This window comes from Sphingomonas sp. UYP23 (assembly GCF_054059235.1).
Genome location: NZ_JBSSBX010000001.1, coordinates 3,575,207 through 3,589,749 on the forward strand (window position 1 = coordinate 3,575,207; position 14,543 = coordinate 3,589,749).

The window sequence follows — 14,543 nt, forward strand, 5'->3', positions numbered from 1 at the left end:
CGTTTGCAGGGCCATCCTCTGCTCTTTTCGGGCGACCGCAAGCGCAACCGGCTCGGCCCGACGCATCGTTGCGCCAACCGATCCCTGCCGCCGGTCTCAGCGCGCGTGGTGTGCGTGGAACAGCCGGCCGCCCTCGACCCAATAGACGATCGCCAGCACGACCAGCCCGATCGCGAGATACCCGATCGCAAGCGGATAGGTCGTGCCGTTATACGATTGTCCGATCAGCGACCCGACCACGACCGCGCCGACGCTGGTGATGAACCCCTGGATGGACGACGCCGTCCCGGCGATATGCCCGACCGGCTCCATCGCCATCGCGCCAAAATTGGATCCGCACAGGCCAATGCAGGTCATGCTCAGCGCCTGGAAAACCATATAGGTCGCGAGCGACTCGGCCCCCGCGGCGATTACCGCGATGTGCAGCACCGAAAGCGCGATGAGCACCAGCAACGCGGTCTGCGAGATAAGCCGCGTGCCGAGCCGCTCGACCAGCCGGCTGTTGGCGAAGGCCGCGCAGCCCATCGAGAACGCGCAGATGGCAAACAGGATCGTGAAGCGCTCGCCGGCGTGGAATTCCTCGACGAAGATCTGCTGCGACGAGGAGACGAACGCGATGATCGCGCCGAACGTCATCGACGCGGCGACGGCGTACCCCGCCGAATAGCGGTTGGTCAGCGTCAGCCGATAGGCCTGGCCGAGCGCCGCCAGCGACAGCGGCGACCGCCGTGAAACCGACAGCGATTCTCCGAGCCGGAAGAAGGTCCAGCTCAGCACGAACGCGGCGAAGGCGGCGAGCGCATAGAAGATGAAACGCCATGGCCCGAAGGCGAGCAATACCTGTCCGAGACTTGGCGCGAGGATGGGCACGAGGAAAAAGATCATCTGCGCGACCGAGAGGGTCCGTGCCATCTGCCGTCCCGAAAAGCGATCGCGCACGATCGCCACCGCGAGCACGCGCGTCGACGCCGACATCAGTCCCTGCAGGAAGCGCGCGCCGAGCAGCGCGGTGAAGGTCTGCGATCCGCCCGCGAAGATGCTCGCTGCAACGAACCCGACGAGCGAGATCAGCAGGATCGGCCGCCGTCCGTAGCGATCGGCGAGCGGGCCGTACACGAGCTGTCCCGAACCAAAGCCGAGCATGTAGATCGTGATGATCCACTGCCGCTGGTTCGCGGTGGAGATCGCCAGACGGTGGCCGATGTCGGCGAGCGCGGGCAGCATCAGATCGACACCCAGCGCGTTGACCGCCATCAGCGCCGCGACGAAGGCGACGAATTCGCGTTGCGACATGGTCCGGGCGGTCGATGTATCAAGCATCGCTGCCGCCTAGGCCGAACCGGCCCGCAAGGCCATCCGTTGATTTACCGCCGGCAGGTGCGGCACCCCCGTGCTTACGCCGCGCGGATCGGGATCCCCGGCAGCGCCTTGGCGGTACGGATCGTCAGCGATGTCTTGACGCTCGCGACATTGGGCGCGGGCGTCAGATGCGTCATCAGGATTTCCTGAAAGCTTTTGAGGTCGCTCGCGACGATCTTGAGGATGAAGTCGATCTCGCCATTGAGCATATGGCATTCGCGCACTTCGGGGATCGTCGCGACATGGTCCTCGAATGCGGCGAGGTCATGCTCGGCCTGGCTGCGCAACGACACCATCGCGAACACGGTGATCGGAAAGCCGAGCGTTGCCGCGTCGATTTCGGCGTGATAGCCCCGGATCGCGCCGGCTTCCTCGAGCGCGCGGACCCGCCGCAGGCAGGGCGGGGCGGTCAGCCCGACGCGTTCGGCCAGCTCGACGTTGGTCATCCGTCCGTCGTCCTGGAGCAGCTCCAGAATCCGCCGGTCGATCGAATCAAAGCTCATTACGTGCGGCTCCCCTACGACGCGTCTTTCGCGTCGCATGCTCTGTCCCCAGCATAAGATAATTGCCGGCGAACGCAATTGTCCCACAATGCGACGTCTCGAAATCTTGGGCTTCCACCGAGTCGCGTGCCCAGTTAAGAAAATCTTACGGCGCGATGGGCGACCAAGGGGACGACGCGACGTGCGCTTCGACGATAGCCTGGACACGGTGCTTTCGGCAGACATGTCGACCGCGTTCGGCGCGCAGTCGGCGTGGCGGCAGTTGGTCGATCTGATCGGGCGCGGACGGGCTGCGGCGAACGCACCGGCGATCGCGCGGCTTGCGCAGATCCGCCGCGACGTTCCGCCGCCGATCCGCGCCGCGAGCGCCCGTGCGCTCGCCTTTGCGACGCCGCCAGCCGCGCTCGTCGCGTTCTTCGCCCAGGACGAACTTGCCATCGCCGCGCCGGTGTTGCGCAGCGCGCAGCTGTCGATCGACGAGTGGGTTGCGATCCTGCCCGCGCTGTCTCCCGCGGCGCGTTCGGTGTTGCGCCACCGGCGTGATCTGGCGGACGGGGTGAAGCGCGCGCTCGAGAGCTTTGGCAGCGTCGATTTCGTGCTGGGCGCGCCAGAGCCCGTCGCACCCGAACTCTCCGTGCCCGAGCCCTTCGTGGACGAGGTCACGGTGCCCGAGATCGCGGGTGTTGCAGAAGCGCACGCTGTCCCGCTCGCCGAGCCCGAGCCGTTCGTCATTCCCGAGACGATCGCGCCCGTCTCACCCTTCCTGTCGATCGCGTCGGTCGCGGCGTCGATGCCGCTCGTCGCCGAGGCGCGGCGTCGCGCCGAACAGGCGGCGGATAGCGCGATCGCCACACCGGCAGCCGCCAAGCCCCCATCCGCCAAATCGCAGTCGGGCACTTTCCCGATCGCCGAGCTCGTTGCGCGGATCGACGCCTATCAGCGCCAGCGCGCCGAAGCGCCGACGCCGCCGCCCGCCATCCAGCCCGAGCTGTTCGTCATCGAGCCGCGCCACGCCGAGACTTTCCGTTTCGAAACCGACGCCGGCGGCGTTGTCCGCTGGGTCGAGGGCGCCGCGCGTGCGCCGCTGATCGGGCTGACGCTCGATCATGGTGCGCTCGGGTCGCCGGTCGATGGCGGTGCCGCGGGTGCTTTCCGGCGTCGCGCCGAGTTCATCAATGCGCGGCTGGTGGTCGATGGGACGTCGGACGCGGCGGGTCAGTGGCGGATCACCGGGATGCCGGTGTTCGACCGCGCGACCGGCCGCTTCACCGGCTATCGCGGCAGCGCGCGGCGTCCGCGGGCCGACGAGACCGCGGCACCGGCGCGCGAAACGCGCAGTCCCGCCGCCGATGCGCTGCGCCAGCTCGCGCACGAACTCCGCACGCCGACCAACGCGATCGCGGGCTTCGCCGAAATGATCGAGTCGCAGATGCTCGGCCCGGTCCCCGCGCCGTATCGCGAGCAAGCAGGTGTGATCCGCAGCCAGACCAGCAGCCTGCTCACCGCGATCGACGATATCGACATGGCTGCGCGGATCGAGACGCATGCGCTCGACCTGCGCGCGGGCGACGTGCCGCTTGTGCCGCTGCTCGCCAGGATTGCCGAGGATCTTGCGCCGCTCGCGGCGCTGCGCGGTGTTGTGCTCGATCTGGCGGTGGCCGACCCCGCACTCACGATCCGCGGCGACGACCGCGCGGTCGAGCGGCTGATCGCGCGCTTGCTCGCGACGCTGGTGGCCGCAGGCGGCGCGCGCGAGCGGATCGGTGTTGCTGCCCGGCGCGACGAGGGCGCGGTCGTGATCGGATTCGACCGGCCCCAGGCACTCGCCGCCTATGCCGAGGAAACGCTGCTGACGATCGATGCCGAATCCGAAGTCGAGCGCGCCGACCAGACCGGCGGTGCGCCGTTGCTCGGCACTGGTTTTGCGCTGCGCCTCGCGCGCAATCTCGCCGTCGAGCTGCGCGGGAGCCTGACGATCGGTGACCAGAGCTTGACTTTGCGACTGCCCGTCGCCTTTCCTGCGGATATGGAGCAGGCGTCCAGCAACTGACCGTGGCTGAACCTACGCCACCCACAGCGCATCGCCCTCGTGCGCCAGAGCCGCGCGACCTGGTGGTGTGGCCGGACGCGTTCGGCACGCGCTTCGTCGTGCTTGTCGATACCGAGGAAGAATTCGACTGGCACGCTCCGCTCGCGCGCGACACGCACGGCGTATCGGCGATATCCGCGCTCCCCGCGGCGCATCGGCGCTTTGCCGAGCACGGCGTGCCGTTGACCTATATGGTCGACTATCCGATCGCGACCGATCCGCGCGCGATCGCGACATTGGCCGCGGTGCTCGAAGACGGTGTGTCGGCGGTCGGCACGCAGTTGCATCCGTGGGTCAATCCGCCGTTCGACGAAGCGCTTAACCCGGCCAACAGCTATGCCGGCAATCTCCCCGAAGCGCTCGAGGCAGCGAAGATCGACGCGCTGACCGACGCGATCGCACGCGGGATCGGCACGCGGCCGATCGCGTATCGCGCCGGGCGCTACGGGATCGGGCCGAACACGCTGCGGCTGCTCGCCGAGCGCGGATACCGGATCGATAGTTCGATGCGGTCGCGGTATGCCTATACCGGCGATAGCGGTCCGGATTTCGCCGAGATCGGCAATGCCGCGTTCCGCACCGGCCCCGGCGGCGGAATGCTCGAACTGCCGCTGACGACGATCCATACCGGCTGGCTGCGCCGTGGCGGAACGCGGCTGTATCGCACGCTGGGGGCGGTGCCCAAGGGGCGTGCGCTGTTCGCGCGCGCCGGCCTCTTGTCGCGCGTCGCGCTGACGCCCGAGGACATGCCGCTGCGGGACGCGCTCGAGGCGATCGCGGTGGCGATCGGGGAGGGGCTGCGTCTGCTCAATTTCGCCTTTCATTCCCCTTCGCTGGCAACTGGCCATACTCCGTATGTCCGCGATGCCGCCGATCTCGCGCGGTTCTACGCCTGGTGGGATGCGGTGTTCGCGGATCTGGCGCGGCGCGGCGTGCAACCCGCATCGCTCGACGCAGTGATTGTCGCTGCGGGCTTGCCAGCTTCGGGGGCAGGGCGCTAACGAGCGGGCGGGGGCCTGTAGCTCAACTGGTTAGAGCTGGCCGCTCATAACGGCTAGGTTGCGGGTTCAAGTCCTGCCGGGCCCACCATCCACGACACGGCCGTGGTATCCAAAACGGATCCCTCGGCCCGACGCCACGGGTATGGCCTACAGCAGTGCGCGACTGCTCGGGTTTCAGGCTCAGGTGCCTTGCGAGAAGATCGCCCTCCGCGCTGCAAGGCTCCACCTGGTCGCACAGAATCTTAGTGTTGCGGGCCCCAATAATGTCCGCAGGCGCGTTACCGCGTTATGGCATCGCGCGCGCCAGCCTTGCGGCGGCCACCACCCGATGAGGGGGGCCGTCGCAAGGGGGCGTGGTTGTCGCCGTAGGGGTGGCGATCAGCCGTTCACGCGGTCCTTGAGCGCTTTTGCCGGCGTGAACCCGATCTTCTTCGATGCGGCGATCTGGATCGTCTCGCCCGTGGAGGGATTGCGGCCCTCGCGCGCGGCGCTGTCCTTGATCTTGAATTTGCCAAAGCCGTTCAGCGAAATTTCCTCGCCGGCAACGGCAGCATCCGCGATTGCCGCGAACACGGCATCGACCAGGCTCTTCGCGTCAGCCTTGCTCAGGTCGTTGGATGCGGCGATCTTCTCTACGAGGTCGGAATTGTTCATGGTTCGACACCTTCATGCTAAAATGGAAGGCGCCGCCTACTGATAATCCGTCACGCTGACTAGCGCCTCTGCGGGCCAGCCGGAGGCGTATCCGCTTCCGGCGACCAGTTGCACGAAAGCCGCACGTCGGATGACGAGACAGGCTGTGTCCGCAACGCGCTCTCGGAAGGTTAATGTCTGCTGAGTTTGCGAAAAGCCTCTACCGAGGTCGTATCGATAGCAAAATTAAGTATAACCGGCCTTAAAAACGGGGAGCAGGTAGCACGGGACCCCAAATACATTTTGACAACGCGATCGACGGCGTGCTCAACGGGAGCGCCAGCTGATTCAGCGGGCTTGTTCACAGCGTTGCTCGTTACTTTAGACTACATCCCCAATAGAGGCATTCACGCCAAGCGTTGCGATGCGACCCATCAGGTCTCGGCACCGGCTACACCCACAACAGTATGACGGTCATAGCGTCTGTCGCCGAGGATATGACGAACCAACAGCACCGTATCTCGTTTGCAAACCCATCTTGTTCATCGTCACCGATCACCGCGCGCGGCGATGCGGCGGCGGACGGTCGACGGGTTTGTGACATTGGCCTGGGGCCGGGCGTTGCCCTCACCGATGGCGCGTGCGCGGTCACGATCGCCGAGCCGTGTCGGATTCGGCGGTGATGGCCAGTATCGCGCGGCGTGGGCTGACCATCCTCCTGCTTCGCCTGCAAGGGACGTCGTTGATCCGGCCTGGCCTGCGGCGTCTGATGCTCAACCTTGCGGGGGCGGACATCCATCCGACCGCCATCGTCGAGCGCGGATGTCATCTGGGCAGCAAGCTCCGCATGGGCCCCGGCACGATCCTCAATGCCTACGCCTTCGTCGATGGAAGCGAGTGGCTCGTCCTCGAAGAAGGCGCGCGGGTGGCCGTTCGCGCCACGATCATCACCAAGACGCACGCCGTCGGCAGCGACCCCAACCGTCGGTCGGATCATTCGCGCAACACTGTTCTGCAGGTCGTTATCGGTCAGGGATCGTGGGTCGGCGCCGGATGCACCATCCTGCCGGGCTGCGACATCGCGCCCGGCTGCGTCATCGCGGCGGGAACCGTCGTGAGCCGTCCGACCGAACCCAACGGCCTGTACGTGGGTGGCGGCGGAATGCGGCGGGTCAAGGCGCTCCCGGCGTGACGCGACGGGAAGCATAGCGGCCGGAACGTGCTGTCGAGCGCATCATCGTCCGCGCGCTGCGCCTCGACGCTCCGTGCTTGGCGCCCACCACCGCCCGGCGTAGAGCCGTGCGCATGCTCGATGCGCTCCACCACGTCGCCCTGATCTGCACCGATTACGATCGGTCGCGCCGCTTCTATGTCGAACTCCTCGGGCTAGAGCTGATCCATGAAGTGTATCGTGCCGAGCGGCAGTCGTGGAAGGCCGATCTGCGGATCGGTACAGCGCAGCTCGAGCTCTTCTCGTTCCCGGCGCCGGCTGCGCGGCCATCCTATCCCGAGGCGAGCGGTCTGCGGCACCTTGCGTTCAGCGTCGGCGATCTCGATCCGGTGGTCGCGCGGCTCGAGGCTGCCGGTGTCGCCGTCGAGCCGATCCGGATCGATCCCTATACCGATCAGCGGTTTACCTTCTTCAGCGATCCCGACGGGCTGCCGCTCGAACTCTACGAGGCACGCTAGGCTAGGCTGGCGCGGCGTCCCGCATTTAGACAGTGCTAACCATAAGATTCGTGCGTCGGAATCGTAAACGGCGCGTTAACTACCGTCATGCACGATACGAGTCTCGTCGCGCCCAGCGCACGCCATCCCTTCCGTCAGGCCTTTGTCGAATCGCGGATCGCGCGCGCGCGGACGCGGGATGATAGCGACGTGCGGCTGTTCGCGCTGAGCTTCGCCGCCTTCTTCATCTGCTTCTACACCTTCATCTTCTGAAGGTTTGCCGGGCGACTTAGTCGCAGGCGAGATGGAGCTTGTAGGCCAACCAGGCCGAGATCGGGCACATCGCCGCCACGACCAACAGCGTGTTTTCGGGTGAAACGCCGGCGATCGCCAATCCCTGGACACCGATCGCGCCAAGCGTCATCGCGCCAGCATTGACGACGTTGTTCGCCGCCACCGTCCGCGCGGTCTGGTCCTTTGCCACGGTCGTGGTGAGGAAGGCGTAGAGCGGCACGACGAACATCCCGCCGGTCACCGCGATCCCGATCAACGAGGCGATGACGAGCGCGGCACGCGGCGTCTCGACGAAGGTCATCACGTCGTACAGCGTCCCCGGAGGCGCCGCACGCCACGAGCGGCACAGGAACGAGAAAGCGACGATGAAGGCGCCCATCGCCAGGACTGAGGCCGGCCCGTATTTCGCGGAGGTATGCCCCTTGAGCAGGGCATTGATCAGGACCGAGCCGACCGCGACACCGATCGAGAACAAGGCAATCATCAGCGTCAGCACATGCTTGTCGGCGGTCAGCACGTTCTTGGCGAGCGGATTGAAAACGATGATCAGCACCGCGCCCATCGTCCAGAAGAAGCTGATCGCGCAGATCGCCAGGAAAAGCCGCCGGATGTGCATCGTGCCGGAGATAAGGCGCCACGACGAGGTGAAGGGATTGTAGCTGACCACCAGTTCCTTGCCCTCACGCAACGCGGGCGGAACCTGGAGCGAGACGACCCAGCCGATGACGGCGACGATCAATACGACGATCGCGGCATGCTGGACCGCCATGAAGCCGCCGAGCACGGTGCCGATCAGAATTGCGATATAGGTCGCCGATTCGACCAGGCCGGTGCCGCCGAGCACTTCGTCTTCGTGAAGATGCTGGGGAAGAATCGCATATTTGATCGGGCCGAAGAATGCCGAATGGACGCCGAGGAACAGCACCGCCGCGAGCATCAGGATCAGGCCGGGGACGGTGTAGCCGCCCCACGCAATCATCAGGCCGGCGGCGCCGACGATCATGATGCCGATCTCCGCCAGCTTGACGATCCGGATGATCTTGGCCTTGTCGTGCGTGTCCGCCAATTGTCCGGCCAGCGCCGAAAGCAGGAAGAAGGGCAGGATCCCGATCGCGGTCGCGAACGCGGTAAAATTCTGTTCGAGCTTGGGGTCTGCGAAAATCTTGTAGATCGCGAATTGTACCATCACGGTCTTGAAGAGATTGTCGTTGAACGCGCCCAGAAATTGGGTGACGAACAAAGGCAGAAATCGGCGCTCTTTCAGCAAGCCGAGCGCGTTGAGCATGGTGTGTTCACGGCCTCGATGTGGCAGAATAAGGGCCGCCCATAGACTAGGCGGTATGGCGCCAGCAACCTGCTTCTGGGTTTTGAGGCGTTCGGATGGGGTTTCAAGGCGGCGATCCGACGGGTAGAGCAAGGCGGTGCTGACCTTGCCCAACCTGCTCACCCTGTCGCGGATCGTCGCGGTGCCCTTGCTCGCCTGGTTCCTGTGGTGGCCGGGCTGGGCCGATGGGTACGCCGCCGGGTTCGGATTATATTGCCTGATGGCGATCACCGATTATTTCGACGGCTATCTCGCGCGCGCGCAGGGCACGGTGTCGAAGCTCGGCGTGTTCCTCGATCCGATCGCCGACAAGATCATGGTGGCCGCCGTCATCCTGCTGCTCGTTGGCACGCGCGACGGGAACCCAGCGATGATCCAGGGGCTGCACCAAATCGCCGCGCTGATCATCCTTCTGCGCGAGATCGCCGTGTCGGGGCTGCGCGAATTCCTCGCCCAGCTGCAGGTTTCAGTGCCGGTGTCGAAGCTTGCGAAATGGAAGACGACGATCCAGCTGGTCGCGCTCGGCGCGCTGATCCTTGGCGGGGCAGTCCCGGAATATGCGTTTGTCGCGCAGGTCGGCCTGGTCGCGCTATGGCTCGCCGCCGTTCTGACGGTGATGACCGGTTGGGATTATCTGCGCGCCGGTCTGAAATATATGGATTGAGCGAGCGGCGCGCGGCATCGTCGGATCGACGCCGCGCGCCATCATTTTAGCTGAGCTTGGGCAATACGACGCCGTTGACGACGTGGACGACGCCGTTCGACTGCTTGACGTCCGCCGTCTCGATATAGCTCTTGTTACCATTGACGTCGGTCAGCTGCACCGCGCTGCCGACCGTCTCGACGATTAGCGGATCGCCTTCGACCGTGACCAAGGAGGCCTTGCCGCCGCCGGCCGTCACCTTCGCCTGCAGATCGGCCAGCGTCAGCGTGCCGGGGATGACGTGATAGGTCAGCACCTTGGCGAGCGTCGCCTTGTTCTCAGGCTTCATCAGCGTGGCGACCGTGCCGGGCGCGAGACGCGTGAAGGCGTCGTTGGTCGGCGCGAACACCGTAAACGGGCCGGGGCCCGACAGCGTCGTCGCGAGACCGGCCGCCTTCACCGCGGTTACCAGCGTGCTGAGGTTCGGCGCGGCCGACGCGTTGACGGTGATCGGCTTGGTCGCGTCCATCACGGCGCCGCCGACGGTCGGATTGGCACCCGCTGCGGGAGCGGCGGTTGCCGGGGCGGTCTGGCCGGCTGCGGGCATGCCCGCGGTCGGCGCGGTCTGCGTGCCGGCGGTTGCGGGGGCAGAGGTGGTCTGTGCGGTTGCTGCAGCGCCGACGATCAGTGCTCCGGCCATCGCCGAAAGATAGAGGTTGGTCTTGAAGGTCATCCCGGTTCTCCACTCGATTGGGACGCGCGCTCGATGAACGGCGTGTCATAAATACGGTTCAGAGCCGAAATGGTTTCGTCATATGGCTTCGGCGAGTGCGGTGGCGAGCAGCTGGAAGTCCTTTTCGCGCGGGGATCCGCGCCGCCAGACGAGCGCGATCTTGCGCGACGGATTGGCTGCGTCGAGCGGGCGCGCGACCAGGCTGGTGTGATCGAGAATGCCGGCGTTGAGCGCCATCTCGGGCAGCATCGTCAGCCCCAGGCCATTGTCGATCATCTGCACGATGGTGTGAAGCGAGGTGCCAAGCATCGTCGCCTCGGCGCGCAGTTCCGGCCGCGCGCACGCCGACAGCGCATGATCCTTGAGGCAATGCCCGTCCTCGAGCAGCAGCAGCCGGGTCTCGTCGATTTCGGACGGCGGCATTGCGCGATCGATATTGCCCATTTCGCCCGGCTGCCCCGCGACGAACAGGCGATCGTCGAACAGCGCCTGCGAGGCGACCTCGCCACAGGCGAAGGGGAGGGCGAGCAGCACGCAATCGGCGCGGCCATGATGGAGTCCTTCGCACGCAGCGCCGCTTGGCTCCTCGCGCAGGAAAAGCTTGAGGTCGGGATAATCGCGCCGCAACCGCGGCAGGATGCGGGGCAGCATGAACGGTGCGATCGTCGGGATGACGCTCATCCGCATCTCGCCCGACAGCGGCCGCCCGGCGGCGCGCGCCATGTCGCCCAGTTCCTCCGCCTCGCGCAGGACGCGCCGCGCCTTGTCGGCGATCCGGTCGCCGAGCGGGGTGAAGCGCACCACGCGGCGCGTGCGCTCGACCAACGTGACCCCGATCAGCGTCTCGAGTTCGCGAATGCCCGCCGAAAGCGTTGATTGCGTGACGAAACAGGCCTCGGCCGCGCGGCCGAAATGCCCGTGGTCCTGCAGCGCGGCAAGATATTGCAATTGCTTCAAGGTCGGCAGGTAGGTTGCCATTCATCGCTCCAGTCGATCAGTCGGCGACAAATAACCCATTGGATCGATAAGAACAGTCCCTATATGGAGGCTGCAACGAGACGGTGCCCAGCGCCGCGCAGGAGGATGTCCGACGAGGCCCCAATTTTTCAGGAGGCCCAAGACATGTTGACCATCGGCGACAAGCTCCCCGACTTTACCGTTCCCGTCCAGCAGGGCGTCTCGGCGCTCCCCGCCGGTGAGACGCTCAGCCAGGACGCCTTTCCCGGCAAGTGGAAGGTGCTGTTCTACTGGCCGAAGGACTTCACCTTCGTCTGCCCGACCGAGATCGTCGGCTATGCCGGCCTCAAGGGCGATTTCGAGGACCGTGACGCCGTGCTGATCGGCGCGTCGACCGACACTGCACACGTCCACCTCGCTTGGCGCAAGTCGGATCCCGATCTCGCCGCAGCCGACTTCCCGTGGTTGGCCGATAACGGTGGCGTGCTCGCATCGCAGCTCGGTATTCTCGACAAGGACGAGCATGTCGCGTTTCGTGCGACCTTCATCATCGATCCGGACAACATCATCCAGGCAGTCCAGGTCAACGGCCTCAACGTCGGCCGGAACCCTGCCGAGACGCTGCGCGTGCTCGACGCGCTGCAGACCGACGAACTCTGCCCGTGCAACTGGAACAAGGGCGACGACGTCCTCCAGGTCGCAGCGTAACTAGACGGCATTCCCCTCCCGCTTGCGGGAGGGGTTAGGGGAGGGGCGTGCCGCGATACGGACGCCCCTTTTCTATGTCAGGCCCTCCCCCAGCCCCTCCCGCAAGCGGGAGGGGAGCAAGAAAGTAGACCCTCATGTCGCTCAAGGATTTCGCCGGGACGCTCCCGGATTTCGCCAAGGACATCCGCCTCAACGTCGGCTCGCTGCTCAATGAAGCGCATCTGCCCGACCAGCAGAAGTATGGCCTGTTCCTGTGCTGCGCGCACGCCACTGGCTACAACCCGCTGGTCGATGCGGCCGAAGCAGAGGTCGCCTCGAAGCTCTCGCCCGAGGCCGTCACCGCGGCGCGCGCCGCCGCTGCGGTGATGGCGATGAACAACGTCTATTATCGCTTCACGCATTTGGCCGGGAATGCCGAGTATCAGACGATGCCCGCCAAGCTGCGGATGAACGTGATCGGCCAGCCGGGGATCGAGAAGGTCGATTTCGAACTGTTCAGCCTCGCCGTCTCGGCGATCAACGGCTGCGGCATGTGCATCGACAGCCATGAGCAGATCCTCAAAAAGGCCGGCGCGAAGGCCGAGGCGATCCAGACCGCGGTGCGGATCGGCGCGGTGATGAAGGCCGTCGCCACGGTGCATTCGGCGATCAACTGACGCTCAGGTGGCGAGCGCCGACCATACCGAGTAGGCGCTCGTCACCGTCAGCAGCCCGCCGACCATCGCCATCAGCTTGCGCGCTGGCACGCGCTTGGCGACGACCGCGCCGATTGGCGCCGCGAGCAGCCCGCCGATCAGGATGCCGAGCGTCTGCAGCGTGAAGGCCTTGAGCCCGAGCGTCGCGATGAAGGTCGCCGAGATCGTCGCGGTGAGGAAGAATTCCGAGGTGTTGACCGTACCGATCGTCGTGCGCGGCGCAGCACCCTGGACGAGCAGGTTCGAGGTCACGACCGGCCCCCAGCCGCCGCCGCCCGCAGCATCGAGGAAACCGCCGACCAGGCCCAGCGGCTCGATGATCTTGGGCTGCTTGGGCGTCACCGGTCCACGATAGGCGCGGTAGAGCAGATACAACCCCATCAGCGAGAGATAGGCCATCACGAACGGCCGCGCGACCGCGCCGTCGATGTTGCTCAGCACATAGGCGCCGAGCGCGCCGCCGATCATCCCGGGGATCACCAACCGCCGGAACAGCCGCCAGTCGACGTTGCGATGCGCGATGTGGCTGATTCCAGACGCCGCGGTGGTGAAGGTTTCGACCGCGTGGACGCTCGCCGAGGCAAGGGCCGGCGGCATCCCGAGCAGCACGACGAGCAGTGTATTATTGATAACCCCGAACGCCATGCCGAGCGCACCATCGACCACTTGCGCGGCAAAGCCGATCAGGATGAACGGCAGCATCGCCGCAAAAATCGCGGGAAAATCTATGGTCGCAAGGTCTGGCATCGTCAGCAGATCGCGCCTTTTTCCAAATCCCACAAGAAAGATGGGGTTTTGTTCGATAAAGTTAGCGACCGGACGCGCCTTTAATTCGACCGATCGAACGACTAGATACCGCGCAGATGAAGGGGAAACCGTAATGATGGGACGATTGATCGCCTATCTCGATTCGATCAAGGCTCGCGATCCCGCCCCGCGTTCGCGGCTCGAGATCCTGACCTATCCGGGCGTCTGGGCGCTTGGCTATCATCGCATCGCGCATCGCCTGTTCAAGGCGCGGTGGTTCTTCCTTGCGCGCGCGATGAACCATTTCTCGCGCTTCATGACCGCGATCGACATTCATCCGGGTGCGACCATCGGGCGCAACTTCTTCATCGACCACGGCTTCGTCGTGATCGGCGAGACCGCCGATATCGGCGACAACGTCACCATCTATCAGTGCGTCACGCTCGGCGGAACGAGCCCAGACAATGGCGTGGCCGGCAAGCGTCACCCGACCTTGTGCGACAATGTCATCATCGGTTCGGGCGCGCAGGTGCTCGGGCCGATCACGCTCAACAAGGGCTCGCGCGTCGGTGCCAATGCGGTCGTGACCCGCGACGTCGTCGAGGGCGCGGTGATGGTCGGAATCCCCGCGCGCGCGACGATGGTCGAGGGCGGACAGAAGCCCGTCGAGTTTCTGGCATACGGCACGCCGTGCCGCGACATGTTCGACCCCGCGACGCAGAAGGTCGAACTGCTGCGCTGTGAACTCGAGACGATGCGCAAGCGGCTCGACGCCTTGCTGGTGGAAAATCACGACGTGCGCGATCGGGCTTGATGGGGACGATCACCCCCTTTCCGGGGCCGCGCGGCGTGCCGCTGCAGATCGGCTTCGAACGCCTCGAACTCAACCGGATCCTCGATCTTTACGGGCGCATGGTCGCCGCCGGGCTGTGGCGCGATTATGCGATCGACCTCGGGTATGACGCCGCAGTCTTCGCGGCGTTCCGCCGGGCGGCCGAGCGCCCCGAATTCAGGATCGAGAAGCGTCCCGCCTTGCGCCACAAGCAAGGGATGTGGGCGCTTATCGGCGAGCATGGCATGGTGCTCAAGCGCGGGCCTGAGCTGGGGCCGGTGCTCGCTCCCGTCGAGCGGCGACTGATGAAAATCGTCGACTGATCGATCGCGGGTCAGGTAAATGTCGCCCCGGCCA

General features: G+C 65.5%; 17 protein-coding genes and 1 tRNA gene. 11 read left to right on the forward strand and 7 right to left on the reverse strand.

Annotation, left to right across the window (positions count from 1 at the left end):
* Positions 1 to 96 precede the first annotated feature (96 nt).
* Positions 97 to 1,293: a multidrug effflux MFS transporter gene (locus ACVWYO_RS17605; protein ID WP_457355031.1), complete on the reverse strand. Its 1,197-nt coding sequence runs from the start codon at positions 1,291 to 1,293 to the stop codon at positions 97 to 99.
* 101 nt (positions 1,294 to 1,394) lie between these two features.
* Positions 1,395 to 1,862 (reverse strand): Lrp/AsnC family transcriptional regulator, encoded by a 468-nt coding sequence (locus ACVWYO_RS17610; protein WP_457352986.1) that lies wholly within the window; start codon positions 1,860 to 1,862, stop codon positions 1,395 to 1,397.
* A gap of 223 nt (positions 1,863 to 2,085) precedes the next feature.
* On the opposite strand from ACVWYO_RS17610, the gene ACVWYO_RS17615 reads away from it, so the two are divergent.
* From ACVWYO_RS17615 to ACVWYO_RS17625, 3 genes are all read left to right on the forward strand, one after another.
* On the forward strand, positions 2,086 to 3,912 hold the full coding sequence (locus ACVWYO_RS17615; protein ID WP_457355033.1) for a histidine kinase dimerization/phospho-acceptor domain-containing protein: 1,827 nt from the start codon (positions 2,086 to 2,088) through the stop codon (positions 3,910 to 3,912).
* A gap of 62 nt (positions 3,913 to 3,974) precedes the next feature.
* Positions 3,975 to 4,952: a polysaccharide deacetylase family protein gene (locus ACVWYO_RS17620; protein WP_457352988.1), complete on the forward strand. Its 978-nt coding sequence runs from the start codon at positions 3,975 to 3,977 to the stop codon at positions 4,950 to 4,952.
* An 11-nt stretch (positions 4,953 to 4,963) separates the two neighbouring features.
* A tRNA-Ile gene (locus ACVWYO_RS17625) sits at positions 4,964 to 5,040 on the forward strand.
* A gap of 290 nt (positions 5,041 to 5,330) precedes the next feature.
* Here the strand turns inward: ACVWYO_RS17625 and ACVWYO_RS17630 are convergent.
* Positions 5,331 to 5,606: an HU family DNA-binding protein gene (locus ACVWYO_RS17630; RefSeq protein WP_140849550.1), complete on the reverse strand. Its 276-nt coding sequence runs from the start codon at positions 5,604 to 5,606 to the stop codon at positions 5,331 to 5,333.
* Positions 5,607 to 6,267: 661 nt separating this feature from the next.
* Here ACVWYO_RS17630 and ACVWYO_RS17635 point away from each other — a divergent pair.
* The 3 genes from ACVWYO_RS17635 to ACVWYO_RS17645 all read left to right on the forward strand — a co-directional run bounded on the left by ACVWYO_RS17635 (position 6,268) and on the right by ACVWYO_RS17645 (position 7,526).
* A complete protein-coding gene (locus ACVWYO_RS17635; protein WP_457352991.1) occupies positions 6,268 to 6,777 on the forward strand; it encodes an acyltransferase in 510 nt (169 codons plus the stop codon).
* 113 nt (positions 6,778 to 6,890) lie between these two features.
* Positions 6,891 to 7,274, forward strand: coding sequence for an SMU1112c/YaeR family gloxylase I-like metalloprotein (gene gloA2 / locus ACVWYO_RS17640; protein ID WP_457352993.1), 384 nt, complete (start codon positions 6,891 to 6,893; stop codon positions 7,272 to 7,274).
* 87 nt (positions 7,275 to 7,361) lie between these two features.
* Positions 7,362 to 7,526 carry a hypothetical protein gene (locus tag ACVWYO_RS17645; RefSeq protein ID WP_170208004.1) on the forward strand — a complete coding sequence of 55 codons (165 nt, stop codon included), beginning with the start codon at positions 7,362 to 7,364 and terminating at the stop codon, positions 7,524 to 7,526.
* Positions 7,527 to 7,542: 16 nt separating this feature from the next.
* Here ACVWYO_RS17645 and ACVWYO_RS17650 read toward each other — a convergent pair whose 3' ends face one another.
* Positions 7,543 to 8,832 (reverse strand): MFS transporter, encoded by a 1,290-nt coding sequence (locus tag ACVWYO_RS17650; RefSeq protein WP_457352995.1) that lies wholly within the window; start codon positions 8,830 to 8,832, stop codon positions 7,543 to 7,545.
* A 136-nt stretch (positions 8,833 to 8,968) separates the two neighbouring features.
* Between ACVWYO_RS17650 and pgsA the strand changes: the two genes are divergently transcribed.
* A complete protein-coding gene (pgsA, locus tag ACVWYO_RS17655) occupies positions 8,969 to 9,535 on the forward strand; it encodes a CDP-diacylglycerol--glycerol-3-phosphate 3-phosphatidyltransferase (protein ID WP_457352997.1) in 567 nt (188 codons plus the stop codon).
* A gap of 46 nt (positions 9,536 to 9,581) precedes the next feature.
* On the opposite strand, the gene ACVWYO_RS17660 is transcribed toward pgsA, so the two are convergent.
* Both ACVWYO_RS17660 and ACVWYO_RS17665 read right to left on the reverse strand, forming a co-directional pair.
* Positions 9,582 to 10,247, reverse strand: a complete 666-nt coding sequence (locus ACVWYO_RS17660; RefSeq protein ID WP_457352999.1) for a fasciclin domain-containing protein — start codon at positions 10,245 to 10,247, stop codon at positions 9,582 to 9,584.
* 78 nt (positions 10,248 to 10,325) lie between these two features.
* Positions 10,326 to 11,225, reverse strand: a complete 900-nt coding sequence (locus ACVWYO_RS17665) for a hydrogen peroxide-inducible genes activator (protein ID WP_457353001.1) — start codon at positions 11,223 to 11,225, stop codon at positions 10,326 to 10,328.
* 144 nt (positions 11,226 to 11,369) lie between these two features.
* On the opposite strand from ACVWYO_RS17665, the gene ACVWYO_RS17670 reads away from it, so the two are divergent.
* The gene (locus ACVWYO_RS17670; RefSeq protein WP_457353003.1) at positions 11,370 to 11,912 is read left to right on the forward strand and encodes a peroxiredoxin; all 543 of its coding nucleotides are present in this window, start codon (positions 11,370 to 11,372) and stop codon (positions 11,910 to 11,912) included.
* Between the two features lie 134 nt (positions 11,913 to 12,046).
* Positions 12,047 to 12,568, forward strand: a complete 522-nt coding sequence (locus tag ACVWYO_RS17675; protein WP_457353005.1) for a carboxymuconolactone decarboxylase family protein — start codon at positions 12,047 to 12,049, stop codon at positions 12,566 to 12,568.
* 3 nt (positions 12,569 to 12,571) lie between these two features.
* Here ACVWYO_RS17675 and ACVWYO_RS17680 read toward each other — a convergent pair whose 3' ends face one another.
* Entirely contained in the window at positions 12,572 to 13,354 is a 783-nt protein-coding gene (locus ACVWYO_RS17680) for a sulfite exporter TauE/SafE family protein (protein ID WP_457353007.1), read from the reverse strand.
* A 133-nt stretch (positions 13,355 to 13,487) separates the two neighbouring features.
* Between ACVWYO_RS17680 and epsC the strand changes: the two genes are divergently transcribed.
* Positions 13,488 to 14,168 (forward strand): serine O-acetyltransferase EpsC, encoded by a 681-nt coding sequence (gene epsC / locus ACVWYO_RS17685; protein WP_457353009.1) that lies wholly within the window; start codon positions 13,488 to 13,490, stop codon positions 14,166 to 14,168.
* Positions 14,168 to 14,509 carry a DUF2794 domain-containing protein gene (locus ACVWYO_RS17690; protein WP_457353011.1) on the forward strand — a complete coding sequence of 114 codons (342 nt, stop codon included), beginning with the start codon at positions 14,168 to 14,170 and terminating at the stop codon, positions 14,507 to 14,509. The genes epsC and ACVWYO_RS17690 overlap by 1 nt, the downstream gene beginning before the upstream one ends.
* The last annotated feature ends 34 nt before the right edge of the window (positions 14,510 to 14,543 follow it).

What these genes read in the sequence shown, in the direction of transcription:
- ACVWYO_RS17635 (WP_457352991.1), top strand. Translation starts at nt 6,268, where the DNA reads ATGGCCAGTATCGCGCGGCGTGGGCTGACCATCCTCCTGCTTCGCCTG.
- ACVWYO_RS17610 (WP_457352986.1), bottom strand. Translation starts at nt 1,862, where the DNA reads ATGAGCTTTGATTCGATCGACCGGCGGATTCTGGAGCTGCTCCAGGAC.
- ACVWYO_RS17615 (WP_457355033.1), top strand. Translation starts at nt 2,086, where the DNA reads ATGTCGACCGCGTTCGGCGCGCAGTCGGCGTGGCGGCAGTTGGTCGAT.
- ACVWYO_RS17660 (WP_457352999.1), bottom strand. Translation starts at nt 10,247, where the DNA reads ATGACCTTCAAGACCAACCTCTATCTTTCGGCGATGGCCGGAGCACTG.
- ACVWYO_RS17665 (WP_457353001.1), bottom strand. Translation starts at nt 11,225, where the DNA reads ATGGCAACCTACCTGCCGACCTTGAAGCAATTGCAATATCTTGCCGCG.
- ACVWYO_RS17650 (WP_457352995.1), bottom strand. Translation starts at nt 8,832, where the DNA reads ATGCTCAACGCGCTCGGCTTGCTGAAAGAGCGCCGATTTCTGCCTTTG.
- ACVWYO_RS17690 (WP_457353011.1), top strand. Translation starts at nt 14,168, where the DNA reads ATGGGGACGATCACCCCCTTTCCGGGGCCGCGCGGCGTGCCGCTGCAG.
- ACVWYO_RS17630 (WP_140849550.1), bottom strand. Translation starts at nt 5,606, where the DNA reads ATGAACAATTCCGACCTCGTAGAGAAGATCGCCGCATCCAACGACCTG.
- ACVWYO_RS17675 (WP_457353005.1), top strand. Translation starts at nt 12,047, where the DNA reads ATGTCGCTCAAGGATTTCGCCGGGACGCTCCCGGATTTCGCCAAGGAC.
- ACVWYO_RS17670 (WP_457353003.1), top strand. Translation starts at nt 11,370, where the DNA reads ATGTTGACCATCGGCGACAAGCTCCCCGACTTTACCGTTCCCGTCCAG.
- epsC (WP_457353009.1), top strand. Translation starts at nt 13,488, where the DNA reads ATGATGGGACGATTGATCGCCTATCTCGATTCGATCAAGGCTCGCGAT.
- gloA2 (WP_457352993.1), top strand. Translation starts at nt 6,891, where the DNA reads ATGCTCGATGCGCTCCACCACGTCGCCCTGATCTGCACCGATTACGAT.
- ACVWYO_RS17680 (WP_457353007.1), bottom strand. Translation starts at nt 13,354, where the DNA reads ATGCCAGACCTTGCGACCATAGATTTTCCCGCGATTTTTGCGGCGATG.
- ACVWYO_RS17605 (WP_457355031.1), bottom strand. Translation starts at nt 1,293, where the DNA reads ATGTCGCAACGCGAATTCGTCGCCTTCGTCGCGGCGCTGATGGCGGTC.
- ACVWYO_RS17645 (WP_170208004.1), top strand. Translation starts at nt 7,362, where the DNA reads ATGCACGATACGAGTCTCGTCGCGCCCAGCGCACGCCATCCCTTCCGT.